The organism is Gluconobacter cerinus (assembly GCF_025961355.1).
GTDB lineage: Bacteria > Pseudomonadota > Alphaproteobacteria > Acetobacterales > Acetobacteraceae > Gluconobacter > Gluconobacter cerinus.
The window spans coordinates 612,175-636,121 of sequence record NZ_JAOQNM010000001.1; the positions used below are offsets into that span (position 1 = coordinate 612,175).

A 23,947-nucleotide genomic window follows, 5' to 3' on the forward strand; every position below is an offset into this window, starting at 1 on the left:
CGACGGAGACCAGTCCATGCCCAACGACACGCTCCTGCATTTTGTCACCCTGCTCGGAAGTCTCCGCAAAGCCTCCTTCAACGCGGCAGTTGCGCGCGCTTTACCCGAACTTGCGCCCGAAGGGGTTTCCATTACCCCGCTCGGATCAATCGGGGATTTTCCGCATTACAACGCAGATGTTCAGGACACAGGTTTTCCGCCCCCCGCTCTGGCCATGGCGGAACAGATCCGAGCTGCAGACGGCGTCATCATCGTGACCCCGGAGTATAATTATTCCATTCCCGGCGTACTGAAGAACGCCATCGACTGGCTCTCCCGCGTAACGCCTCAACCTTTCAGCGGCAAACCTGTCGCCATCCAGACGGCGTCCCCCGGGATGATCGGCGGCGCACGCGCACAGTATCACCTGCGCCAAAGCCTGGTGTTTCTGGATGCTTACGTCCTCAACCGACCAGAAGTCATGATCGGTCAGGTCGCAGGCAAGGTAGATCCGGAAACGCTGAAACTGACGGACGAACCAACCTGCAAGTTCATTTCAGGCCAGATTGACGCACTTGCAAAACTGGCACGAAAACTCAACTCATGACCCCCTAAAGCATCCGCAATGAGCAGAAACAAATTTTGGATTTCGAGCCTTTGCTCACCGGCAAATGCCTTCGTCTTTCATCTCGGAAATTTTCTGTTCGATTGTTCCAATGCCCAGCGCATGTCTGCGCTGGTTTACGTCAGTGGGCTGCTCAATAGGTAAAGGAATAAGACGTCCTTTGGTACAGGACATTTGTGATCCATAAATTTGATGCCCTGTCAGGGCAATCGATACGCGATCAGTCAGCAGGGCATAATTGGATTGGTTCACTTCGCCTTTCTTTGCCAGCGGGGTCATGAGCTTTAACGCCCTAGCCTGAAAGGCAATATCGTCATCAGCATGCTGCACCAACAACCACGCAGCCTTCGAGGGAACAGAACCAGCCTGTGTCAGAGTGGGCCAGCCCTTGGATGCTACAATTTGCTGGAGCCAACGGGTGTTAGCGTGGTCAATCTCTTCCATTCGCTCTGCGAGAAACATCGTGCGAAATTCATTCTTCTGAACTGAAGCAGGATGACCCTCCCCTGTTAGATCCAGACCATTCATCAAAGGACGACGGATTGTCTGATCCGTTACCCCACGAATTAGCAATCTCTCAGATTCATGTTCTTTACCGTCTACATCAATAAGATTTTCAGCTTTTTGCGTTTCCTCAACTGCCGTCAGATAAGCACGAATTACGGTACTTTCTTCTGTCAGAAGAGTTTTGAATTCAAGCCATGTCTTGACGTTCTAAGGTGGGGAAGACCAGAACCAGAGCGCTGAACATTTCTCATCCGCATAGGGGATATAAGGCCGTTCCTCCAAAGAATGGCTTACCTTTTCGCCCTCTCTCAGCAGCGCCTCAGTTTCCTGCTTCGTAGCCTCCTTAAGGCAAGCGGTAGAATAAGCCTGCAAGTGTTCCCAGCGCTTTTTATGTTCATCATTAGCTCCGGGAAATGCGCCGCGCATCCACGCAAAATCCCCGACTTCAAAATGGCCATCATGAACATACGACTGCAGCTCAGAAGGAAATGAAACGCTCCCTGCTTTTGCGAGAGAGAAGGTCATCAGCAGACCAGCCGCAGCCGAAACAACACTCCATCTCTTCATTATTTTCCCTATAAATATCATTTTTATATCGATACAATGAGGGGCAGAAAAAGCTACCTCTTCAAACAAAAAAAGCCCGCACCGAAAATCCGGTGCGGGCTTTTCATAGAGCCTGAAAATCTCAAGCTGAAAGCTTGGACAGATCTTCCTGCACATAGCCAATGACCTTGGCATATTCGCGGGGAACGATGTGCCAGAACTGCTCCAGCGTGTGCTCCCAGCAATGCAGCAGGTCCGCGGCGTAAGTGCTGCCCGTTTCTTCCACATGCTGCTCGACAAGCGTGCGTAGTTCCACGTCCCAGCGACTGCCCGGCTGCACGCGGTTCCACATCACCGTGTCCGGATTGATGCGGGCTTCGAAGCGGTCCTTCGGATCAAGCACATAGGCCATACCGCCCGTAAAGCCTGCGCCAAAGTTGTCGCCTGTCTCGCCAAGGATCACGACCTTGCCGCCGGTCATGTACTCGCAACCATTCGAGCCACAGCCTTCAACAACAGCCGTCGCACCTGAATTACGAACCGCGAAACGCTCACCAGCCTGACCCGCCGCAAAGAGCTTGCCACTCGTTGCACCGTACAGGACCGTGTTGCCAATGATCGCATTCTCTTCCGAACGCCACGTGGACGCCGGAGACTGACGGACAACAATCGTCGCACCCGACAGACCCTTGCCGACGTAATCGTTGGAATCCCCTTCCACGATCATCTTCAGACCTTGCACCGCGAAGGCACCAAGGGACTGACCAGCCGACCCACGAAGCGACAGCGTAAGCTGACCCTCTGGCAGTTCGTGCATCCCGAACTGACGGGTGATCATGCCGGAAATACGCGTCCCGATCGCGCGATGCGTGTTCTGCACATTGTAGTGCAGATGCAGCTTCTCACGACGCTCAAACAGCGGGATCGCATCCGCCACGATCTGTGCGTCCAGCGTCTCCGGAACCTCGTTGCGGCCCTCACGGGTGCAGTATCGCGCATGTTCACCCGGATCGGCCTGCACCAGCAGGGAGTTCAGATCCAGATCGTCCAGATAGTCCGCACCACGGGAGACCTGACGCAGCATGTCCGTGCGGCCAATGACGTCCTTCAGGGAGCGAACGCCCAGATCGGCAAGGATATGGCGAATGTCTTCAGCAATCAGCGTGAAAAGGTTGATGACCTTCTCCGGTGAGCCCTCGAACTTCGCACGCAGCTTTTCGTCCTGAACGCAGACGCCGACCGGGCAGGTATTGGAATGGCATTGACGCACCATGATGCAGCCCATGGCCACCAGCGCGGCTGTACCAATACCGAACTCTTCCGCACCCAGCATCGCCGCCATGACCACGTCACGGCCCGTCTTGATGCCGCCATCTGTCCGCAGCACCAAACGATGACGCAGACGGTTGAGCATCAGAACCTGATGCGCTTCGGACAGGCCCATTTCCCACGGCAGACCCGCATAATGGATCGAAGACTGCGGGCTGGCACCCGTACCGCCGGAATGACCGGAGATCAGGATGGCATCTGCCTTCGCCTTCGCCACGCCGGCCGCAATCGTGCCGATACCCGTCCGGGCAACCAGCTTCACGGTAACGGTTGCCGTTGGGTTGACCTGCTTCAGATCGTAGATGAGCTGGGCCAGATCCTCGATCGAATAGATGTCGTGATGCGGCGGCGGGGAGATCAGCGTCACACCCGGCGTCGCGTGACGCAGGCGGCCAATCAGCTCCGTGACCTTGAAGCCCGGAAGCTGTCCACCCTCGCCCGGCTTCGCGCCCTGGGCCATCTTGATTTCGATCTCGCGGCAGTCATTCAGATACTGCGCGGTCACACCGAAACGACCAGATGCCACCTGCTTGATCGCGGAAGACGCATTGTCCCCGTTCGGGCGCGGCTTGGAACGCTCGGCGTCCTCGCCGCCCTCACCGGAATCAGACTTCGCGCCAATCCGGTTCATGGCAATCGCCAGCGTCTCATGCGCTTCCGGGCTCAGGGCACCCAATGAGATGCCCGGCGCGACAAGACGACGACGGATCTGCGTGATGCTTTCAACCTCGTCCACCGGGATCGGTGCATGAGGTGCCTTGAAGTCCAGCAGGTCACGCAGGGCGACCGGCGGCATCTGACGCACAGCATCCGCGTAACGGCGATACAGCGTGTAGCTGTTGGCCGAAACAGCGCTTTGCAGCATGTGCACAAGCTGGCCGGAGAACGCATGCGTCTCACCCTGACGGCGCAGCTTGTAGCGACCACCGACCGGAAGCGCCTCAACCTTCTGATCCCACGCAGCCGCATGAGCCTTCAGGATGTTGCGGGCGATACCCGGCAGACCAATGCCGGAAATACGAGACGGCATCCCCGGGAAAAACTCGGCCACCAGCGCACGGGACAGACCAATGGCTTCAAAGTTGTAGCCACCGCGGTAAGCCGAGATGATGGAAATCCCGAACTTGGACATGATCTTGAGCAGACCCTTGTCCACCGCCTTGCGGTAACGCTCCATCGCCTCACGCATCGTCATCTGGCCAAACAGGCCACGACGCAGACGGTCCGCGATGCTGTGCTGGGCCAGCGCCGGGTTCACCGTCGTCGCACCAACACCGATCGTCACGGCAATGGCGTGAACGTCGATAGCACTGGACGTCCGCACGTTCAGGGACGTGAACGTGCGCAGGGAATGACGCACAAGATGAACATGCACGGCAGCCGTCGCAAGGATCATCGGCACGGCCACGCGATCCGGACCGGTGTTCTCATCTGTCAGGAACAGATGGGTGCAACCGCCACGGACATGATCTTCCGCCTGAACGCGGATCGACGCGATGGCCGCACGCAGCCCTTCCTCGCCGTCCTCAACCGGGAAGGTACAGTCGATCGAGGCAGCGTTCTCACCGCAGACTTTCCGCAGTTCATCAAACTCACCAACCGTCAGAACCGGGCTGGGAAGCTGGAGCAGATCGCACTGTTCCAGGCGCTCATCGAGGATGTTCCCCAGATTGCCCAGACGCGTAATCAGGCTCATCACCCGTGTTTCACGCAAGGAATCGATCGGCGGGTTCGTAACCTGGCTGAAGCCCTGACGGAAATAATGCGACAGGCCACGGTAGATCTTGGACAGAACCTGAAGCGGTGTGTCATCGCCCATGGAGCCCAAGGCTTCGGCAGCCGTCTCGACCATCGGGTGAAGGATGGTTTCCAGCTCTTCATGCGTCAGGCTGACGGCCATCTGCTGGCGACGCAGCACGTCCGCAGCCATACCTTCCGGCTCGACCACATCCCGCACGATCGGCTCGATATTGCGGATGCGCTTGACCCAAGACTGGAAATCCTGACGGGAGGCCAGCATTTCAAGCAGTTCATCCGGCTGGTAGAGGCGACCTTCCTTGAGGTCGAGCGCCAGCGTCTGCCCCGGACCAAGGCGCCCGCGACGCTGAATGCGCGCTTCCGGCACTCGGACCATGCCCGCTTCCGAACCCACGATCAGCAGGTTGTCATTCGTGATGGAATACCGCAGCGGACGCAGACCCGCACGATCCAGCCCGCCGATGACCCAGCGGCCATCCGTTGCACAGACCGCAGCCGGGCCGTCCCACGGCTCGATGACCGCGTTGCAGTAGCGGAACATGGCGCGCGCGGCCGGAGAAATCGCGGAGTTCGCACCGCTGGAGGCCGGAATGAGCATCATCTTGGCCATCGGCGCGCTGCGGCCACCGAAGGTCATGAGCTCGAAGACGTTATCCAGCGCCGCCGTATCCGAACCCGCAGCCTGCACGACCGGTTTCAGATCCTCCATATAAGGATCGAGAGCTGCGTGCGAGAGGCGCGTTTCGTGCGACCGCATCCAATTGGTGTTGCCGGAGATCGTGTTGATCTCACCGTTATGCGCCACCTTGCGGAACGGCTGGGCCAGCTTCCAGGTCGGGAACGTATTGGTCGAGTAACGCTGATGGTAGATCGCGAACCGAGAGACGAAGCGCTCGTCCAGAAGATCCGGATAAAAATCCGTCAGGTTCTCGGCAAGGAACATGCCCTTATAGATGACCGAACGGCAGGACAGCGAGCAGATATACAGATCCACCTGCTGACGGGTCGCCTGCTTCTCGATGCGGCGACGCAGCACATACAGATCACGTTCGAACTCATCTTCCGACCGAGCCAGCGTATTGCGGATCATGATCTGTTCGATCTCGGGGCGCGTCTGGTTGGCCTTTTCGCCAATGCAGGCCGTATCGATCGGCACCTGACGCCAGCCATAGATTCCGTAGCCGAAGTTCAGAACCTCGGTTTCGATGATCTGACGACCAGCTTCCTGAGACGCCAGATCCGTCTTCGGCAGGAACACCATGCCAACAGCAATGCGACCGTCGATCGTGTCATCGCTGGAACTGTTATGAATGGCTTCGGCAAAGAAATCCTGCGGGATTTCAACATGGATGCCCGCGCCATCGCCCGTCTTGCCATCGGCATCGACAGCTCCACGATGCCAGATGTTGCCCAGCGCCTCGATACCGGCCTTCACAACAGCGCGGGACGGCTTGCCATCCAGAGCAGCCACAAGGCCCACACCACAGGAATCGCGCTCCTGCGTCGGGTCATACAGACCTTTCAGGCGCTCGACGTTCTCAGTGTATTCGCGGATGAAATCGGTGTTCTGTGTCATTCCGCGGCCTCCAGCGCCAGGGTCTCGGTCAGAGAAAGGTGAATTGCATCAGCCGCATCACGGCCGTCCTTGATGGCCCAGACAACGAGGCTCGCACCACGGACAATGTCGCCACCAGCGAACACGCCTGGCAGGCTCGTCTGGAAGCCGCCTGGTGGAACCGTCAGCGTGCCCCAGCGCGTCACGGCAAGCTCCGGCTGCTGCCACTGACCCGGCAGATCTTCCGGGTCGAAGCCCAGCGCGCGGATCACGATGTCGCCTTCAATAATGGAATGCTGGCCCGTGCCTTCGATAGAGCGGCGGCCCGTGGCATCCGGTGCACCAAGACGCATTTTCAGCACCTTCACACCTTCAACCGTGCCTTCGCCCAGAAACTCTTCCGGTGCAGCCAACCACTCGAAGTTCGCGCCTTCTTCTTCAGCGTTGTAAACTTCCTGGCGGGAGCCCGGCATGTTCGCACGGTCACGACGATAGACGCAGGTGACCTTTTCGGCCCCCTGGCGGATGGACGTCCGAACGCAGTCCATGGCCGTATCACCGCCACCAATGACCACAACACGACGGCCCTTGGCATGAAGTGCTGCATCTTCGCCGGGGTCTTCGTCATATCCGCGACGGTTTGACGCCGTCAGGAAGTCAATTGCATCCACAACGCCGTTCAGTTCAGCACCCGGAACATCCACGGAGCGCGAACGATACACGCCCGTTCCAAGGAACACCGCGTTATGACGCGTCCGCAGATCATCCAGTGAGGTTTCCCCCTCACCCGCACCGATTGGGGTGGAAAGGTGGAAGATGATGCCCTGCTCTTCCAGCAGCCTGTGACGACGGGCCACGACATGCTTTTCCAGCTTGAAGCTCGGAATACCGTAAGTCAGCAGACCACCCACACGGTCCTGACGTTCATAGACATGAACCTCATACCCGCGTGCCCGCAGACGCTCCGCACAGGCCAGACCGGCGGGGCCGGAACCCACGACGCCAACACTGCCTTTGAGTTCGCGATCCGGCAGGCGCGGTTGCACCCAGCCCTGCTCAAAAGCATTTTCCGTAATAAAGCGTTCGACAGCACCGATCGTGACGCTCTCGAACCCCTTCTGGATCACGCAGTTGCCTTCACACAGGCGATCCTGCGGACAAATGCGACCGCAAATCTCCGGAAAGGTATTGGTGGCCGAAGACATCTCGTAGGCTTCCTGCAAACGGTCTTCCGCCGTGAGCTTCAGCCAGTCCGGAATGTTGTTACCAAGAGGGCAATGCACGGAGCAGAACGGAATTCCACACTGAGAGCAGCGAGAGGCCTGCTCTTCAGCGCGGCTCATCGCAAACCCACGGTAAATCTCTCCAAAGTCTGCACGACGCTCGGCAGCGTCACGCTTCTCCGGAAGGATCTGTGGGTGATTGACGAACTGCAACATCCGTTCGGCCATGCGCCGTGTCTCCTAAAAACAGAACGCACGCCAAGCGTACGAAATTTGTGGAATACCAGCTATTCCGTCAGTTTACGCGATAATAGTCAGCAATGCTTACCAATATAAAAAAACCAGCCTCATAGCGTCACTTTTCTTGCGTCAGTGTCACATTTTATAGGTCCGATACGGAACAATTAGGCTTTTAGCTGGCGATAAAGCTTACAGACGCTTCCATTCAGATACCCCGGAACCACCATTCCCAGTGATGCAGGATGGATTCCGAGTGTCTGCAAGGTCTCAGCCCCCGGCTGCACGACATTATCGACAGACATCATGGCCACCTGGTCCCGCGTCAGCAGATGGCCGGGCAACTTCTCCAGAACAGTCGCCTCAAGGCGGGCTACCACTTGCGGGATCGGGAGCAGAATTCTTTTACGACCCGACGCTTCGAGTACGAATGCCATAAGCTCACACATACTCAGGATATCGGGACCACCGGCCTCAACGGTTAGACCTGCATTCTCCGGCTCCAGAAGTCGTAGCGCTGCTTCTGCAACATCCTCCACAAATACCGGCTGATAATATGTGCGACCAGCAAAAACCGGCAAAACAGGCGATAGCGCTGCGATCAAAGCAAATAGATTGAAAAAGCTGTCGTCCGTCCCGAACACCACAGACGGGCGAAGCAGACGCGCATCAGGAAAAACGTCCCGCACGACACGTTCTGCAGCCGCTTTACTCCGGCCATATGCCCCTGGAGACGTCAGAGAAGCACCAATGGCAGACATATGAACGTAGTGTTTCACACCTGCCAGATGAGCCCGTACAGCTGCGAGCCGAGCGCCCTCGACATTAATGCGATGCAGAGTCTGCACATCTGGCGTCATGACAGACACAAGATTGACGACAGCATCTACACCATCAAACAGACGATCAAGCTGAGCTGCATCATTGACTGACGCTTTCAGGAACTCGACGCGCCCTGTTCCGCGCGCTTTTCCAAGCCCCTGAATTTTTTCGGGATTCTGACTTCCCACACGAACGACATGCCCCGTGGCAACCAGTTTTCTCACCAGGCTGCGCCCGATAAAACCACCACCACCAGTGACAGCGACCTTCTGCTGCCCGGCACCCGAAAAAAGTTTTTCCATTTCCCTGTTTTCTTTCATTCCAACTGTTGACGCTCTCATTCAGTCAATGTAAACGCCTCTTCACCAACCCGGGATGCCTCAGGAAACTGAAAAAACCCGGTGCTTTCTGAGCCCAGATGGCGGAATTGGTAGACGCGCAGGTTTCAGGTACCTGTGTCCGAAAGGACGTGGAAGTTCGAGTCTTCTTCTGGGCACCACAGACGGTCAGGTTCATAAGAACCTTCCCCTCTGAGTTCATAAAAATTCGGTGACAACAAAATGAGCCAGCAGAACGCCATCCATCTTCATGACGGCGATCTGCCGGAAGATTTTGATATTGGCCCTGTTGTCGCCATAGATACCGAGACCATGGGTCTCAATCCCTACAGAGATCGCCTCTGCCTTGTGCAGCTTTCCGCCGGTGACGGTGAAGCACACCTCGTGCAGATCAAGCCTGTCTCCATGGGTGGCCGTGGCTATGATTGCCCTAACCTCAAAGCCTTCCTTTTGGATGACTCGATTACCAAGCTGATGCACTTCGCCCGCTTTGACGTGGCCGTGCTCCAGAAGGCCTTCGACATCACGATCTCTTCCGTCATCTGCACCAAGATCGCTGCCCGCCTCGTCTATACGTTCACGGACCGGCATGGACTGGCCTATCTGTGCCGCGACCTGCTTGGCGTCGAAATCAGCAAACACCAGCAGAGCTCGGACTGGGGCGCTGAAACCCTAACGGACGATCAGAAGCGCTATGCTGCATCTGACGTGCTTTATCTCCATGCCTTGTGGGACAAGCTTGAAGCCATGCTGATCCGGGAAGAGCGGCGCGAGCTGGCTCAGGCCTGCTTCGACTTCCTGTCAGCGCGCACCCGTCTGGATCTTCTGGGCTACGACGAGCCCGACATCTTCGCACACCGCGCGTAATCGCCTACACTGCGCCCCGACATGATAAACCCGGCTACCTCGCCCCTTCCCTCGGCCCTGCACACTCTTGCTGTCGAGCGACAGGGGCTTGAAGCGCTCGAAAGCGCCCTCGGCGGCTCTCTAGGGCAAGCTTTCAGCCACGCCATTGAGCGGATCCTTCTCTGTTCTGGCCGGCTGATTGTCACGGGGATCGGGAAGTCGGGTCATATTGGTCGCAAGATTCAAGCCACCCTTGCCTCTACCGGAACTCCGTCTCTTTTCGTTCACCCTGCAGAAGCCGCGCATGGTGATCTGGGCATGGTGGCGGCAGGTGATGTCATCCTTGCCCTCTCGAATTCCGGCGAAACCACAGAACTTGCCGCAATTCTGTCGTATGCGTCGCACAGACAGCTGGATGTGATTGCCATAACATCCGTCGAGACCTCGGCTCTGGCCCGGGCTGCCAAGATTGCTCTGGTTCTCCCTCCCGCCAGAGAAGCCTGCCCCATGGGGCTGGCACCAACCACGAGCACGCTTCTTCAGCTTGCCCTTGGAGACGCGCTGGCCATCGCTCTTCTGGAAAAACGCGGTTTCACAGCCAACGACTTCAGCGTGTTTCACCCAGGCGGCCGTCTGGGAGCGCGTTTGCGCCCGGTGCGGGAGCTGATGCACACCGGAGAGGCCCTTCCACTTGGGGAAAAATCTCTCTCGCTTCGTTCGGTCATTCTGGAAATGACGCACAAAGCTTTTGGCTGCATGGGCGTGACGGACGAGAATGGCGCGCTATGTGGTCTCATCACGGATGCGGATCTTCGGCGGGCACTCCACAGCGATCTTGACACGACCACGGCGGAAGAGGTCATGAATCTCTCTCCAACCACGACTGCCCCCTCGACCCTGGCACAGGACGTCCTTCTCCTTATGAATGCACGCTCCAAACCGATCACGAGTCTTTTCGTCGTTGGAGAGGACGGACGCCCACAGGGCATCATTCACCTGCACGATCTCCTGAGGGCGGGCCTGGCATGACCGACTCGCCTAAGGATGACAAACGCCCCAAACGGGACGACTTTTCAGGAAACCGGAGCGAAAGCCTCGCCAAGCTTGATGCCCTGCGCCGTGCCGCATTCCAGAAAGTACGAACCGCCCCTAATCCGGAAGAGCTGGCCCGCCGCCGTTCTCTTCTGGGGTTTGCCAAATGGGCACTCCCGGGGCTTGCCCTCGTTCTGCTGAGTTCAATTGCGGCGTGGCCCGAGATCTCTCATCTCGTCAATCAGAACCGCGCCGCTCTGAAAGAAATGGCTCGCCTGCGCGTTGAGAGCGGCAATATGGAAAATGCCGTCTATCGCGGTCTGGACGCCCATAACCACCTGTACATGATCACGGCACGCGTTACGCATCAGGAAGGCCCGGACCGTGTAGATCTGGTTGATCCGGTGGCGGATATCGAGCTGGCAGGCAATTCCTGGGCGCATATCAAGGCGGACCGTGGCGTCTACATGCAGCACGAGCAGACCTTGAATCTGGACGACAACGTAGTGCTTTACCGCGATGACGGGACGCTCATGAACGGCCCTTCCGCCGATATGGACCTGAAGCAGGACGTTATTGCATCCCGCGACTGGGTCCATGCCGAAGGCCCATTTGGCAAGCAGGACGCGCAGGGCTATTTCCTGGACCAGCATGCAGGTATCATGCAGTTTACAGGGCCGGGTCTGACGGTCCGCAACGACGATAACGGCCCCCCTTCCATGGCGGCCCGCCTCCGCCAGGAAGGAGCCAAGACAGAGAAATGATGAGCCGCATCGCCAGACTGCTTCCCGTTGCAGGACTTCTCCTCGCTACCACCGCCACACCTGCCGCTTATGCGGATGGGCTGGATATGTCTCACGGCGAGGCCGTTAAGCTGTTTTGGAAAAGCGAGGAAATCTACGACCGGAACGCTCAGACAGTCACCCTGACCGGCGGTGCCCGCGCCGTACGAGGGGATGTAACGGTCGATGCCGATACGCTGATTGGCTATCTGCGCAAGAAAGCTGCTCCACAGGGGCAACCAGCCACACCGCCGCCGGCCGCAAATGGGCAGACGGGTGAAGCCGACCCGATGGGTGGCTCCCTTGAGCTGTACCGCATCGAAGCCCGCGGTCACGTCCATATCTATAACCAGACGGACCAAGGCTGGGGCGACCGTGCCCTGTATGACATGGATCAGGCCGTCATGGTCATGACTGGCAAAAACCTGAAGCTTACGACGCCGCAGGATGTGCTCACTGCACGTGACGTCATGGAATATCATTCCAAGACCCGCATGTCGGTCGGGCGTGGAAACGCAACTGTCACCACTAATGACGGGCGCCAGATCAAGGCTGACGTGCTGGTCTCCTTCAGTGCACCGGACTCCCCTGCACCAGCAGGACAGGCCCAGCCGGCGAAAAGCGACGGCAGCCCTCTCGGTGGCGGTTCTTCCAAACTGGATCGTGCTTATGGCTGGGGCCATGTCGTGCTGCGCACCCCTACCCAGACAGCAACCGGGGACAGAGGCGTTTATGTCTTTGCCAGCCAGATTGCCCGCCTGATCGGCCACGTGCATGTGACGCAGGGCCAGAACCAGAACAACGGGTCTCAGGCTATCGTCAACATGAAGACCGGCATTGCCACGATGCTGCCAGGATCTGACTCTCCTATTCAGGGACTAGTCGTTCCAAACGAAGCCAACAGCAGCCAGGCACCAAAGTGACAGACACATCCCCCTCATTTCCCGTGCTCCAGACCGGTCTGGTCGCCAGCGGGATCGGCAAGACCTACAAAAAGCGGGCTGTCGTCAAGAACGTGTCCATTCAGGTTCAACGCGGTGAGGCTGTTGGCCTCCTCGGACCGAACGGCGCAGGCAAGACGACAAGCTTCTACATGATCGTAGGACTGGTCCAGCCAGACACGGGCACCATTACGCTGGATGGCGCAGACATCACCCAGTTGCCGATGTATCGACGGGCGCGTCTGGGTGTTGGTTATCTGCCACAGGAAGCCAGCATTTTCCGCGGCCTAAACGTCGAACAGAACATCATGGCCGCGCTGGAAGTGATCGAATCCGATCCGGAAAAGCGCGAAACCATGCTGAACGGCCTTCTCGCGGAGTTTGGCATTACGCACCTACGCCACTCGCCGTCCCTGGCCCTGTCCGGCGGTGAGCGCCGTCGTCTGGAAATTGCCCGCGCCCTGGCAAGCCAGCCGAACTATATCCTGCTGGATGAGCCTCTGGCCGGTATCGATCCGATTGCCGTGGGCGAAATTCGCGATCTTGTGTCTCACCTCAAGGATCGTGGCATCGGCGTGCTGATTACAGACCATAACGTCCGCGAAACGCTCGAAGTCATTGACCGCGCCTACATCATGCATGGTGGTCAGGTTCTGATGGAAGGGACACCGGAGGCCATCGTCGCCAACGAAGATGTGCGTCGGGTCTATCTTGGAGAGAACTTCTCGCTCTAATCTGACGGGATGCTCAGTCCCGGTCTGATACAGCGCCAGTCGCAGTCGCTCGTCATGACGCCACAGTTGCGCCAGGCGATTGCGATGCTGCAACTGGGCCATCAGGAACTGACGCAATCCCTTCAACAAATTGCGGAACTGAACCCCCTTCTGATTCTGGAATCCACGGACACGGCTCCCAACACAGAGCCCGCGGATCCTGCATCTGAATTGCACGACGATGACCCTGAACGGTTTACTTCAGGTTCGGAACGGCCAGAGACTGCGGCCCCCGGCCCCACACTTCATGACGATCTGATTGCCCAGATCCATCTCCGGTTTCCCGTCCAGCAGGACTGTGCTGCCGCTCTTTATCTTCTGGCTTGCCTAGATGAGGCCGGACGATTGCCGGAAGCAGTTTCAGACCTTGCGGTCGAACTTGGTGTCGAGCCCGCTGCTCTTGAAACTATCCGCCAAGTTCTGATGCGACTGGAGCCTGCTGGTCTTTTTACACGCTCCTTGGAAGAGTGTCTGGCGGTCCAGCTAGAACAGAAAAATCGGCTAGATCCTGCCATGAAAGTTCTTCTGGCTAATCTCGATCTTTTAGCTCGAAGGGACTGGCGGTTGCTCCGTCAGAAGTGTCAGCTCGAACAGGACGACCTGCTCGATATGCTGACAGAAATTCAGGCTCTTAATCCCAGGCCAGGCTTTGATCCGCGCCAGCCAGTCTCCCCCATTCAGCCAGACCTGATCCTCCGCAAAAATGGTCCTGGATTCCGCCTGACATTCAATCATCGCCTGCTGCCCCACTGTCACGTGGATCTGGAGATGCAAAGCGCGCTCGACAGTTCAACAGACGCCGGGCGACAGCTTCTTGCTTATGCAAACGAGGCCAATGCTGTCATCCGCGCTCTGGAAATGCGTCGCCAGACTATTTTGAAGATCGGAGCAGAGATTGTCCGTCAGCAGGCGGCGTTTTTTGAAGACGGCCTCTCTGCTCTCCGCCCCCTCACCATGCGCGACCTCGCCACTGGCGCAGATGTCCATGAAAGCACGGTCAGCCGGGTTGTAAACGGGAAGTACATAGACACACCCCGCGGCATTCTTCCGCTTCGTATGTTTTTCTCTACGGCTCTTCAGGCCAGCGACGGCTCTACGCAAAGTGCCAGCGCCATTCAGCACCGCATCAAAACGCTGATCGCTTCAGAAGGCGATGGCATCCTGTCAGATGATGCCCTGACGACCCAACTTCAAAAAGAAGGGTTCGCCATACAGCGCCGGACAGTGGCAAAATATCGGGAAGGCATGGGGATCGCAAAATCCAGCCAGAGGCGACGCCTGAGGAAAGATCATTAATTTTAATTCCTCAAACTGAAATCCAAATCTTTAATAGCATCTCTAAGTATTGGATACCGGAGAGATACATCGTATATATCACCGCTTTCGGCTAAATCTTGAAGACCCTTTATAATTTCTGCCAATCGACCAGAATATTCCAAGAAATCACTCGGTTTTAGAACAAACCTCTCCCATTTTTTTACTTCTTGCCCATCACCGTGCAGACATAAACCTACCTGAGAGGGAGGAGCTTTCAACCATGCCTTTGTACGCAAGTCCTGTAATGCAAGCCCACCATTGAAGCTGCCTCTTTTATAAACCAAAACTGGAGAAGCTTTATTTTCTTTAACAACCATCAGCATAGGCGCATCGTTGTGCTGCGCCACCAAAAATACATATTCTCCCAGCGTAATAGCCAGAATATTGATATCATTTTTTAAGGGTCGCCTAGAATACATTCGCTCGGTCGGACAATGCAAAACAATCGCCTCACCATTTTCTGCATAAAGTATGTTAATATTTAAATTTTTGTTTTTTATAATAAAATTTTTACTATCTATTTCATTTATATTTTTACTTGATAAAATAGAAAATAATTCTTCAGCTACCATATACGGATCAGATAAACTAAATGTTATTCCAAAATTTGGTGAGTTTTTACCTTGGACAATCTGACTTTCTTTTACGTATTTTATAGAGGCACTATGAACAGCGTCCATCAACTGAAAGGAACGAGGAATAGATTTTGTTGGACATAATATTACTGCACGCGGTTTATCTACAAAAATAGACGAATGAAAAGCCGATCCAATTAATCCAATTGATGGTCGATGCAAAGCTGCAATCTGCGTAGCAACAGAACATTCTTCGGGATAAATTATATTGACTCCAAATTTAGAGAGAGCATCCATCAAAGAATATTCATTAATAATCTTTAGGGTTCCACGCTCTATATTGTTTCTAGAAAAATAAACCGGTCCATCTGGAAGGGGAGATGCGTTTCGTATCGCAATATTACCTATCTTTCGACAAGCTGAAGCATAAACTTCATATGCAAAACCATCTTCACTGAACGCTTGTCCAGGAACGACTAGACTCTCCACCACTATGGGACATTTCGAAATAATAATTTGTTCTTTCTCAACTCCCGCGTAACTCAAAAATTCACTCATCCAAGTTTTTTTGTATATCTCTTCAACATCAAGGTTACTATGGAATAGTATTTTATCACTTTTTTTTCCATATAGTATATAATACCATAGAACGTTAAAGCATTCCGTTATAAAATGTCCGTAGTGATTTCCAATAGCTCCACCGTAAATTGCGGTCTTTATACGAGGACGCAGTTTCGATGCCATTAAATTTGTTAATATAGGCTGAGTTTTGAGAATTGATGGCACTTTATGAAAATGAGCATTACTTAAAAGTTGGCGGCCGGTTTCATCATACAAACCAAAAGAATTATCGGATCCTCCTTCAAAATTAGGCACATACAAAACATTCCGACGCAAAAATACTTCCGGCTCTCCGGGGAATATAGAATTTTCAATTTCCTCAAATTCAATATTTGAAATGCTCATAAATAATTATATTCCCCAAGTTTAATTATGAATCAAACAATCATCATCAGTGCAGGCCCGGCGCTTCTTGCCCCGTACGCGCCACATATTCCGTATATCCACCACCATATTGATGCACACCTTCCGGCGTGACTTCCAGAACGCGATTAGACAGGGCTGCCAGGAAGTGACGATCATGGGAAACGAACAGCATGGTTCCGTCATAGTCTGCGAGGGCCGTGATCAGCATTTCCTTCGTAGCCATGTCCAGATGGTTGGTTGGCTCATCGAGTACGAGGAAGTTCGGTGGATCAAAGAGCATCAGAGCCATGACAAGGCGGGCTTTTTCGCCACCAGACAGAACCCGGCAGCTCTTTTCCACTTCGTCACCCGAAAATCCGAAACCACCAGCGAGCGAGCGTAGAGCGCCCTGATTGGCCTGCGGGAACGTATATTCCAGCATTTCAAAGACTGTTCGGTCGCCATCAAGAAGGTCCATGGCGTGCTGGGCAAAATATCCGATCTTTACATTACTGCCGACGGTCACCGTTCCGGAATCCGGCTCTGTTGTCCCTGTCACGAGCTTTAGCAATGTGGACTTGCCGGCACCGTTCACCCCCATGATGCAGCAGCGCTCACGCCGACGGATCATCAAATCCAGTCCATCATAAATTGTGCGGCTGCCATACCGCTTGTCCACGCCCTGAATATTCACGACCACATCGCCCGAACGTGGAGCCGGTGCGAATTCGAAGCTCATGGCCTGACGACGCTTCGGCGGCTCCACACGATCAATCTTGTCCAGCTTCTTCACACGGCTCTGAACCTGCGCGGCATGAGACGCCCGGGCCTTGAAGCGCTCGATGAAGTTGATTTCCTTGGCCAGCATGGCCTGCTGGCGCTCAAACTGTGCCTGCTGGTGCTTCTCGTTCAGGGCCCGTTGTTCTTCATAGAATTCGTAGTTTCCAGAGAACGTCGTCAGGTTACCGCCATCAATTTCAATCACTTTATTGATGATACGGTTCATGAAAGCACGATCATGGGACGTCATGAGCAATGCGCCATCGTAACCAGCAAGAAACTGCTCAAGCCAGATCAGACTTTCCAGATCAAGATGGTTGCTCGGCTCATCGAGAAGCATGACATCAGGCTTCATCAGAAGAATACGGCCCAGCGCCACGCGCATCTTCCAGCCGCCAGACAGAAGACTGACGTCTCCGTCCATCATTTCCTGGCTGAACCCGAGACCATGAAGAACCTCACGCGCCTTGCCATCCAGCGCATAGCCACCAAGATCCTCAAAGCGGCTCTGCACTTCACCAAAGCGCTCGATGATGCTGTCCAGTTCATCCATCCGCTCTGGGTCCGCCATAGCGGCTTCCAACTCGGCCAGCTCGGCAGCCACTTCCGAAACGGCACCTGCCCCGTTCATGACTTCCGCCACAGCACTATGGCCGGACATTTCACCCACATCCTGGCTGAAGAAGCCAATAGTGACGCCACGATCCGTCAGGACATTCCCTTCATCCGGCTCTTCCTGCTTTGTGATCATGCGGAACAGCGTGGATTTTCCCGCACCGTTTGGACCGACAAGACCCACCTTCTCGCCCTTCAGAAGAGCGGCCGAGGCCTCAATAAAAATGACGCGCTGGCCGTTATGCTTGCTGATGTTGTCGAGACGAATCATGGGTCCTCAGAGGAACTGAAAAGCGGGAAACAAGGGATTGTCGGGACTTACCGTTATCCCAACACGGGCGGAACCCCTGAAAGCCAAAGTCTATACGGGAACCCGCTTTATTCACGCGACAGACGACATCTTCTTCACGTCGCACCTACCTCGGGCAATGCTGAAAAGGCCGGTCATTGCAAATGGTTGAGGAGCGCTAACCCTGTCACGGCATGAAACTCACGCATCACGCAAGGACAAGCCTCTCAAATTAAGAATAAGAGCAAAATGATCTTTGACTGGGCTTATGGCGCGTTCCCGTTCCCCCAATCCCAACTGACCTCCATCGAATGTGATCCATGTTCGAGACGGCATAGCAAAGCGAACGAGCATTATCGCTTTTAAAACATTTTATGTGTGATATATCCGCTTAATATAACAACAAACCAATCATATGCGTCTCTCACACAGATACATCCTTAATCCCAAACTTTAGCGCTCAATAAACTTCTGTGAGGCAATCCGTGGCCAAGTCCGATCCTGTCGTCCAGCTCCCGGACGGCTTTTATCTGAACCGCACACCGCTTCTGGCTTTTGGCCTCCTGTGTTGCCTGTTCTCCCTCTGGGGCTGTGCGATGAGCCTCAATGACGTGCTGATCGGGCAGTTCCGCAAAGCCTTCATGCTGTCGGATTTTCAGTCCGCGCTCGTGCAGTTCTCATTCTACATCAGCTATTTCGTGCTGGGCATTCCTGCGGGCATGATCATCAAGCGCTTCAGCTACAAATGGTCGATCCAACTCGGGCTGCTCCTGTATTTGATCGGCTGCTGCCTATTCTTCCCTGCTGCCCATTTCGCGACATACCAGATCTTTTTCGTCGCACTCTTTGTCGTCGCGGCAGGATTGGTCTTCATCGAAACTGCCGCCGATACCTATTGCACCCTGCTCGGCCCTCCGGGACGCGGAACGCATCGCCTGAACTTTGCCAGTGCCTTTCAGCCGATTGGAGCCATTCTGGGGTCCAGCATGGGGGCCTACCTGATTTTCAAAGATGGTGACCTGTCACGCGAGCAGCTTTCCGCCATGCCTGCTGCTCAGGCCTGGCAGCATCAGCTCGGCATGATCCACGCCACCCTTGAGCCGTATGTCTATATTCTCGGCGTGCTGCTGGTCGTCATGATCGCGATTGGCGTCACGCGTTATCCGGCCTGCAAAGGGCGCGATCAGCAGCGTAGCCACGAACTGGATACGGCCGGCGCCCTCAAACGGCTGTTCGCTAACAAGCGTTTCGTCCTCGGTATCCTGACACAGTTTCTGTATGTCGGCGCACAGGTTGGCGTCTGGAGCTTCATCATCCGCCTTTCCATGCGGCTGGGGCACATCAACGAACGACAGGCCTCCGTGTACCTGATCGCCTCATTCTGTGCGTTCTTTGTCGGCAAGCTGGTGGCCAACTTCTTCATGCGGCACGCCCGCCCGGCACGCGTTCTGTTCGTTTACAGCCTGCTCTGCATCGTGGCGCTGGGCTACGCGGTGATGGTGCATGACTTCACGGCTGTGTACGCGGCCATCCTCGTCAGTGGACTGCTCGGCCCTTGCTGGCCAACCATCTATGGCCTGACCGTCGATGAACTTGGCCATGACCGCGCATATGGCGGGTCCATTCTGGTGATGAGCATCAGTGGCGGTGGCATTCTCCCGCTTCTGCAGGGCTATATTTCGGACGCAACGGGCGGCAACATGCAGCTTGCCTATATTGTGCCGATGGGATGCTTCGTCGTGATTGCGATGTTCGCGGCGTACTGCATGAAAAGCGGCGACGAAACGGCAGAACACGTCGTGTTCGACGCCACGCTTTGATCCACAAAAAAGGGCGAGCACTTGCTCGCCCTTCATGACCCAACAGCCTGAAGGTCTCAGTCTTTGATCAACGCGCCATCCCGGCAGTCCTTGGGAGCATTAACCGGGTTGCACCGAGCCACCGCCTGATTGGAAAACTGAACCTTGTAGTCATGCCAGGGCGCAGGCTCGATGGCCGGATAATCGGTGCTGATGATCTGCGCACCGCTCTTGAAGGACACTTCACGGCGGCTCAGGTCATTCTGTCGCGCCTCAATCGTGTTGGCATCCGCCCGCGTCCGAACGAGATAACCCTGCCGAACCAGCTCCGGGATTTTCCGGGCAGCTTCAGCATTATCAAAAGAGGCGCCTTTTTGACCGGCGAAACCTTCATTGACCTCCGTATAGGCCGCATCCGGATCACCCGGTCGACCATTGGTAAACAGAACGCGCCCTTTCAGGCCCGGATGGTTCAGCACATAACGGGCGGTATCCTGAGAACGATCCAGCACGAAGATGATCTTGCCACGCGCAGACGCCAGTGTAGGCCAGCCTTTCGTTCGGATCGCTTCATTGACCGAGGATGCCGTCCCCCGAACATCGTCAGGAATCAGGAGATGATCACGGCCAATAACATCCGTGATTTCCTTGTCGAGACGATCATAGGTTGCAGGCGTAAACGTCTCGGGAACCGTAAAAGTCATCTTGTCGCTTTTGAATGGAATGTCCTGCTTCGTTTCGACATCAATGAACACCGGGAAATGCCCTGGATGCTCATCTGACCACATCCGGATGATCTGAAGGCATTTGCTGAAAGGTTCGCAGTTCGAGTGCTGGTCAATGTCCACAATATGCATGACCTTGAAATCGGTACCCTGCATGGCTGCAGCAGATGCCGGATCAGCATCGGGGGTAATCCCGCTTTTACGCTCCCACTCCGCCCCCTTTGGATGGCTGTATTGGCCGCCCTGCGTATCGGCATAAATATCAATTTCAAGCTGGCGAACGCCACCATCGAGCTGCCGGTCCAGTGTCGTGTGCTTGTAGTCCAACGCTTCTGCGGCTTTTGGGGAAACAGCCTGAAGCCATTTCAGCGTCGCGGGGGAAAGATCCGTTCTGTAACTATTATGGGTTCCAATGATCTGAACCTGATTCAGATGTAAATCCTTGGGGATTTCCTGCGCCAAGGCCGATGATGAAAGACCAAAGAAAGAAAAGACCAGTCCATACGTGAAGCGGTTCATGTGATGTCATCCATTTCTCAGAAGCGACGGGATGACAGATCACTACAAGATATATGACAACCGTAATGTTTTGAACGTTTTATGATGATGACTTATTTATTTCATTTCATGTTCATAAAAACATCCTTTGAAATGATCTGGAAGCGCCCGTAGTTCCACCCATGCCTCCTTCCGGGAGGTGGCCCCAGGCCAAACGTGCCGTGTGATGGAATAACAATGCCTTCCTACAAGAGACGTTCTTTTTATCTGCTCTGCGCCTCCGCACTCGTTCCAGCATTGATCTGCAGCACCGGTCCGGCACATGCCCGCGTCCATCACACCGGAAAAACCCAGACAAAACAGACGCCTGCCACTCCCGCTCCAAAAGCCGCACCAAGAGTTCCACACGATCTGGAAGGCCACTCGGCCGAGAGCATGAACATTCACGCCAGCCGCCGGGCACAGGGCGGCGGCATGATGGTGCATCATACGGAAGCCAAAACCATCAGCACCGTCACGCAGGACTATATTTCCAAACAGGCCCCGACCGTTACGCCCGGCGTTCTGGTCTCCAGCCTTCCGGGCGTGCAGGCCACCAATGAAGGGCCGCTCAGCACGACTGCGGAAACCATCCATATCCGTGGCCTGGATCAGACCCAGATCGGCATGGTGTATGAAGGCATTCCCCTCGCCGACCCGTTCACTTACGGCGCCTATACGTCCGCTATGGTCGATAACGAGAACTTGGGGTCCGTCTCCGTCAGTCAGGGCTCGTCAGACCTCACGGCACCCGTTTACAATGCTGACGGCGCACAGATGACACTGTCCCTGCGACACCCCGCAGACAAAATGACAGCCTATGCGGAAGCGTCAGGCGGTACGCATAGCACGAACAAGGAATTCGTCCGGTTCGATACAGGTGAAATCGGGCATAGCGGCGTCCGAGCCTTTGCTTCCGGCTCTTATTCCAGCGCCAATCTCTGGCGCGGACCGGGTCAGATGGATCGCTGGCATGTGGACGCCGCCATCGAAAAGCGCTGGGCGCCCAAAAGCAGTTCCGAACTGATTTTCGGATATAACAAAGCCAACCAGACGGAATGGCTCTACCCGACGCTGGCGCAGTGGAACACCTACGGCACCGGCTACAACACGCACGGGACCTACACCAAGGGCGACACCCTCTATTACAAGCTCAACACCAAGGCGACGAATGCCGTGGTCGGTGCGCTCAAAAACCATTTCGACTTCGGACATGGCCTGACGCTTGACGCTGAACCCTATGCCATCGAGACGTTTGGCCCCAACAACTACGGCGTCAATATTCCAGCGTCCAACGGCTATGTCGGTACCCAACAGTATTCATCCCTAAACGGATATGAAGGCCAGACCGGAAATGTCACGGCCATCAGTATTCACCCATGGGTCCAGACGTCCAGCGGCATCAACCTTGTTGGTGCGTGGCATCGCGGCTTCAATACGCTGAAACTCTCCTACTGGTACTCTTATGCGGTCCATACCGAGTACCAGAACCATTATCCGGTCAATGCATCCGGTCAGTACACCGAGAATAACGGGTACCTGACGGCCTTCAACAACGTGTCCGTCAGCCAGTACAACATCAATGGCTTCCAGCAGCTGAACGCCATCGGTCTGGAAGATCAGGTCAAACTCTTCCATGACCGCCTGACCATCGACGCGGGCCTGCGTGCCAACATGATCTCCCGCAGCTTCAGTCAGGATTTGCCAGGAGCCAATTTCAAATCCGTGGAGAACATGTTTGTTCCCATCCCGCAGGTCCTGATCAGCTACCAGTTTGATCAGAAAAACCAGATCTACGTGAACGGCACGACCGGCTATCGCGCACCATCTTCTTTCCAGGCACAGGTTCCGGTTTACAGCTTCACAAGCGCAAACAAAGCCTCACTTCCGCTGACAAATTTCCAGCCGGAATACATGATCGGCGAGGAAATCGGATACCGCCATTCGGGCGATATCATGTTCAACGTGGCGCTGTTCAATTACAACCTGACGCATCACCAGATCACCAGCGTCTCTTATCTTCCCAACTCCACCATCATGATCAGCCAGCCAATCGATGCGGGTGGCGAAAGCGCACAGGGCGTGCAGGCTGAAATTTCAACGCGCCCCTGGCACCATATCAGCGCCTATGCGTCCGGGCAGTTCATGCATACGCGTGTCGGCAACAACATCGCCTACCAGGGCGACTATCTGCGCACGAAGGGCAAGCAGGAAGTCGCGTCCCCGAAGTTCACCGGCGCTCTGGGCCTGACCTATGACGATGGCACCAACTTCGCGAACTTCAACCTGCGCTACACGGACTCCCAGTACGCAACGCTCATGAATGACCAGTCCATTCCGTCCTACATCACGTCCGATATTTCGCTGGGTCGATACCTTCCGAAAATCGGCCGGGTTCGCCCGAAGGCCATGCTGAGCCTCATGAATGTCGGGGACAATCACTATCTTGCACAGGTTAACGGCTTCTCCGGCAACGCCACAACAACACGCGGCGTCTATGGAAAGACCCTCTCCGCGTCTCAGCCGACCTACAGCGTTGGCACCGGCTTCGCTGCGGTTGTCTCCGTCTCTGGCACGTTTGAATAAAACCCATACCGGGATCTGAACGCTCCCGGACAAACAAAAAAAGCGGTACAGCCTCTTTGGCCGTACCGCTTTTTTATTGGGAGTTGCTTCTGCTCAGCGCAGGGCAGCAATCGCCGTAATTTCCACCCGCCAGTCCGGATCGGCCAACTTGGCCTCAACCGTAGCACGAGCGGGCTTATGGCCCGTATCCAGCCACACATCCCAGGCCTTGTTCATGTTCCCGATCTCGTTGATGTCGGTCAGGAAGATCTGAACAGACAGGATACGCGTCTTGTCCGTACCCAGATCCGCCAGAAGCACGTCAATCTGGTGCAGGATATCAGCCGTCTGGCCTTCAGTATCCAGCGTGGCATCATCCGCGACCTGACCGGCGAGATAAGCCAAGCCATTATGGGTCACGACGCCAGCAAGACGATTTTCTTCAAGATGGCGAGTAATGTCGGGATTAGTGCTCACGCCGGAACC

The 23,947-nt window shown here is 55.4% G+C and carries 18 protein-coding genes and 1 tRNA gene; 10 read left to right on the forward strand and 9 right to left on the reverse strand.

The window, feature by feature from the left end; all coding sequences use genetic code 11:
- Positions 1-16: 16 nt before the first annotated feature.
- Positions 17-586 carry an NADPH-dependent FMN reductase gene (locus tag M2305_RS02815; protein ID WP_211496597.1) on the forward strand — a complete coding sequence of 190 codons (570 nt, stop codon included), beginning with the start codon at positions 17-19 and terminating at the stop codon, positions 584-586.
- 54 nt (positions 587-640) lie between these two features.
- Here the strand turns inward: M2305_RS02815 and M2305_RS02820 are convergent, their stop codons facing one another.
- The 5 genes from M2305_RS02820 to M2305_RS02840 all read right to left on the reverse strand — a co-directional run bounded on the left by M2305_RS02820 (position 641) and on the right by M2305_RS02840 (position 8,883).
- Positions 641-1,177, reverse strand: a complete 537-nt coding sequence (locus tag M2305_RS02820; protein WP_264648520.1) for a DUF6624 domain-containing protein — start codon at positions 1,175-1,177, stop codon at positions 641-643.
- Positions 1,178-1,318: 141 nt separating this feature from the next.
- Complete coding sequence (locus tag M2305_RS02825) at positions 1,319-1,834, reverse strand: hypothetical protein (RefSeq protein ID WP_264648521.1); 516 nt, start codon at positions 1,832-1,834, stop codon at positions 1,319-1,321.
- Positions 1,800-6,320 carry a glutamate synthase large subunit gene (gene gltB, locus M2305_RS02830; RefSeq protein ID WP_264648522.1) on the reverse strand — a complete coding sequence of 1,507 codons (4,521 nt, stop codon included), beginning with the start codon at positions 6,318-6,320 and terminating at the stop codon, positions 1,800-1,802. Before gltB ends, M2305_RS02825 begins: the two co-directional genes overlap by 35 nt.
- Positions 6,317-7,750 carry an NAD(P)-dependent oxidoreductase gene (locus M2305_RS02835; RefSeq protein ID WP_264648523.1) on the reverse strand — a complete coding sequence of 478 codons (1,434 nt, stop codon included), beginning with the start codon at positions 7,748-7,750 and terminating at the stop codon, positions 6,317-6,319. Before M2305_RS02835 ends, gltB begins: the two co-directional genes overlap by 4 nt.
- Before the next feature lie 176 nt (positions 7,751-7,926).
- A complete protein-coding gene (locus M2305_RS02840; RefSeq protein WP_264648524.1) occupies positions 7,927-8,883 on the reverse strand; it encodes a complex I NDUFA9 subunit family protein in 957 nt (318 codons plus the stop codon).
- Positions 8,884-8,993: 110 nt separating this feature from the next.
- Between M2305_RS02840 and M2305_RS02845 the strand changes: the two genes are divergently transcribed.
- From M2305_RS02845 to rpoN, 7 genes are all read left to right on the forward strand, one after another.
- Positions 8,994-9,080, forward strand: a tRNA-Leu gene (locus M2305_RS02845).
- 61 nt (positions 9,081-9,141) lie between these two features.
- Complete coding sequence (locus tag M2305_RS02850; RefSeq protein WP_264648525.1) at positions 9,142-9,786, forward strand: ribonuclease D; 645 nt, start codon at positions 9,142-9,144, stop codon at positions 9,784-9,786.
- A 21-nt stretch (positions 9,787-9,807) separates the two neighbouring features.
- Entirely contained in the window at positions 9,808-10,794 is a 987-nt protein-coding gene (locus M2305_RS02855) for a KpsF/GutQ family sugar-phosphate isomerase (protein ID WP_086634479.1), read from the forward strand.
- Positions 10,791-11,561: an LPS export ABC transporter periplasmic protein LptC gene (lptC, locus tag M2305_RS02860; protein WP_086634478.1), complete on the forward strand. Its 771-nt coding sequence runs from the start codon at positions 10,791-10,793 to the stop codon at positions 11,559-11,561. Before M2305_RS02855 ends, lptC begins: the two co-directional genes overlap by 4 nt.
- Positions 11,558-12,502 (forward strand): LptA/OstA family protein, encoded by a 945-nt coding sequence (locus M2305_RS02865; RefSeq protein ID WP_211507387.1) that lies wholly within the window; start codon positions 11,558-11,560, stop codon positions 12,500-12,502. Before lptC ends, M2305_RS02865 begins: the two co-directional genes overlap by 4 nt.
- Positions 12,499-13,254, forward strand: coding sequence for an LPS export ABC transporter ATP-binding protein (gene lptB / locus M2305_RS02870; protein WP_046899759.1), 756 nt, complete (start codon positions 12,499-12,501; stop codon positions 13,252-13,254). Before M2305_RS02865 ends, lptB begins: the two co-directional genes overlap by 4 nt.
- 9 nt (positions 13,255-13,263) lie before the next feature.
- Entirely contained in the window at positions 13,264-14,589 is a 1,326-nt protein-coding gene (rpoN, locus tag M2305_RS02875) for an RNA polymerase factor sigma-54 (protein WP_264648526.1), read from the forward strand.
- Positions 14,590-14,591: 2 nt separating this feature from the next.
- Here rpoN and M2305_RS02880 read toward each other — a convergent pair whose 3' ends face one another.
- The gene (locus M2305_RS02880) at positions 14,592-16,151 is read right to left on the reverse strand and encodes a glycosyltransferase family 61 protein (RefSeq protein ID WP_264648527.1); all 1,560 of its coding nucleotides are present in this window, start codon (positions 16,149-16,151) and stop codon (positions 14,592-14,594) included.
- A gap of 46 nt (positions 16,152-16,197) precedes the next feature.
- Positions 16,198-17,817, reverse strand: a complete 1,620-nt coding sequence (locus M2305_RS02885; RefSeq protein WP_046899760.1) for an ABC-F family ATP-binding cassette domain-containing protein — start codon at positions 17,815-17,817, stop codon at positions 16,198-16,200.
- A 503-nt stretch (positions 17,818-18,320) separates the two neighbouring features.
- Here M2305_RS02885 and fucP point away from each other — a divergent pair.
- A complete protein-coding gene (gene fucP, locus M2305_RS02890; protein WP_086634475.1) occupies positions 18,321-19,655 on the forward strand; it encodes an L-fucose:H+ symporter permease in 1,335 nt (444 codons plus the stop codon).
- Positions 19,656-19,711: 56 nt separating this feature from the next.
- On the opposite strand, the gene M2305_RS02895 is transcribed toward fucP, so the two are convergent.
- Positions 19,712-20,878, reverse strand: a complete 1,167-nt coding sequence (locus M2305_RS02895) for a phosphatidylinositol-specific phospholipase C1-like protein (protein WP_264648528.1) — start codon at positions 20,876-20,878, stop codon at positions 19,712-19,714.
- A 216-nt stretch (positions 20,879-21,094) separates the two neighbouring features.
- On the opposite strand from M2305_RS02895, the gene M2305_RS02900 reads away from it, so the two are divergent.
- Entirely contained in the window at positions 21,095-23,482 is a 2,388-nt protein-coding gene (locus M2305_RS02900; protein ID WP_264648529.1) for a TonB-dependent receptor, read from the forward strand.
- 93 nt (positions 23,483-23,575) lie between these two features.
- Here M2305_RS02900 and M2305_RS02905 read toward each other — a convergent pair whose 3' ends face one another.
- Positions 23,576-23,938: a RidA family protein gene (locus tag M2305_RS02905; protein WP_086634472.1), complete on the reverse strand. Its 363-nt coding sequence runs from the start codon at positions 23,936-23,938 to the stop codon at positions 23,576-23,578.
- Positions 23,939-23,947 lie beyond the last annotated feature (9 nt).

What these genes read in the sequence shown, in the direction of transcription:
- M2305_RS02815 (WP_211496597.1), top strand. Translation starts at nt 17, where the DNA reads ATGCCCAACGACACGCTCCTGCATTTTGTCACCCTGCTCGGAAGTCTC.
- M2305_RS02825 (WP_264648521.1), bottom strand. Translation starts at nt 1,834, where the DNA reads ATGTGCAGGAAGATCTGTCCAAGCTTTCAGCTTGAGATTTTCAGGCTC.
- gltB (WP_264648522.1), bottom strand. Translation starts at nt 6,320, where the DNA reads ATGACACAGAACACCGATTTCATCCGCGAATACACTGAGAACGTCGAG.
- M2305_RS02835 (WP_264648523.1), bottom strand. Translation starts at nt 7,750, where the DNA reads ATGGCCGAACGGATGTTGCAGTTCGTCAATCACCCACAGATCCTTCCG.
- M2305_RS02840 (WP_264648524.1), bottom strand. Translation starts at nt 8,883, where the DNA reads ATGGAAAAACTTTTTTCGGGTGCCGGGCAGCAGAAGGTCGCTGTCACT.
- M2305_RS02850 (WP_264648525.1), top strand. Translation starts at nt 9,142, where the DNA reads ATGAGCCAGCAGAACGCCATCCATCTTCATGACGGCGATCTGCCGGAA.
- M2305_RS02855 (WP_086634479.1), top strand. Translation starts at nt 9,808, where the DNA reads ATGATAAACCCGGCTACCTCGCCCCTTCCCTCGGCCCTGCACACTCTT.
- lptC (WP_086634478.1), top strand. Translation starts at nt 10,791, where the DNA reads ATGACCGACTCGCCTAAGGATGACAAACGCCCCAAACGGGACGACTTT.
- M2305_RS02865 (WP_211507387.1), top strand. Translation starts at nt 11,558, where the DNA reads ATGATGAGCCGCATCGCCAGACTGCTTCCCGTTGCAGGACTTCTCCTC.
- rpoN (WP_264648526.1), top strand. Translation starts at nt 13,264, where the DNA reads ATGCTCAGTCCCGGTCTGATACAGCGCCAGTCGCAGTCGCTCGTCATG.
- M2305_RS02880 (WP_264648527.1), bottom strand. Translation starts at nt 16,151, where the DNA reads ATGAGCATTTCAAATATTGAATTTGAGGAAATTGAAAATTCTATATTC.
- M2305_RS02885 (WP_046899760.1), bottom strand. Translation starts at nt 17,817, where the DNA reads ATGATTCGTCTCGACAACATCAGCAAGCATAACGGCCAGCGCGTCATT.
- M2305_RS02895 (WP_264648528.1), bottom strand. Translation starts at nt 20,878, where the DNA reads ATGAACCGCTTCACGTATGGACTGGTCTTTTCTTTCTTTGGTCTTTCA.
- M2305_RS02900 (WP_264648529.1), top strand. Translation starts at nt 21,095, where the DNA reads ATGCCTTCCTACAAGAGACGTTCTTTTTATCTGCTCTGCGCCTCCGCA.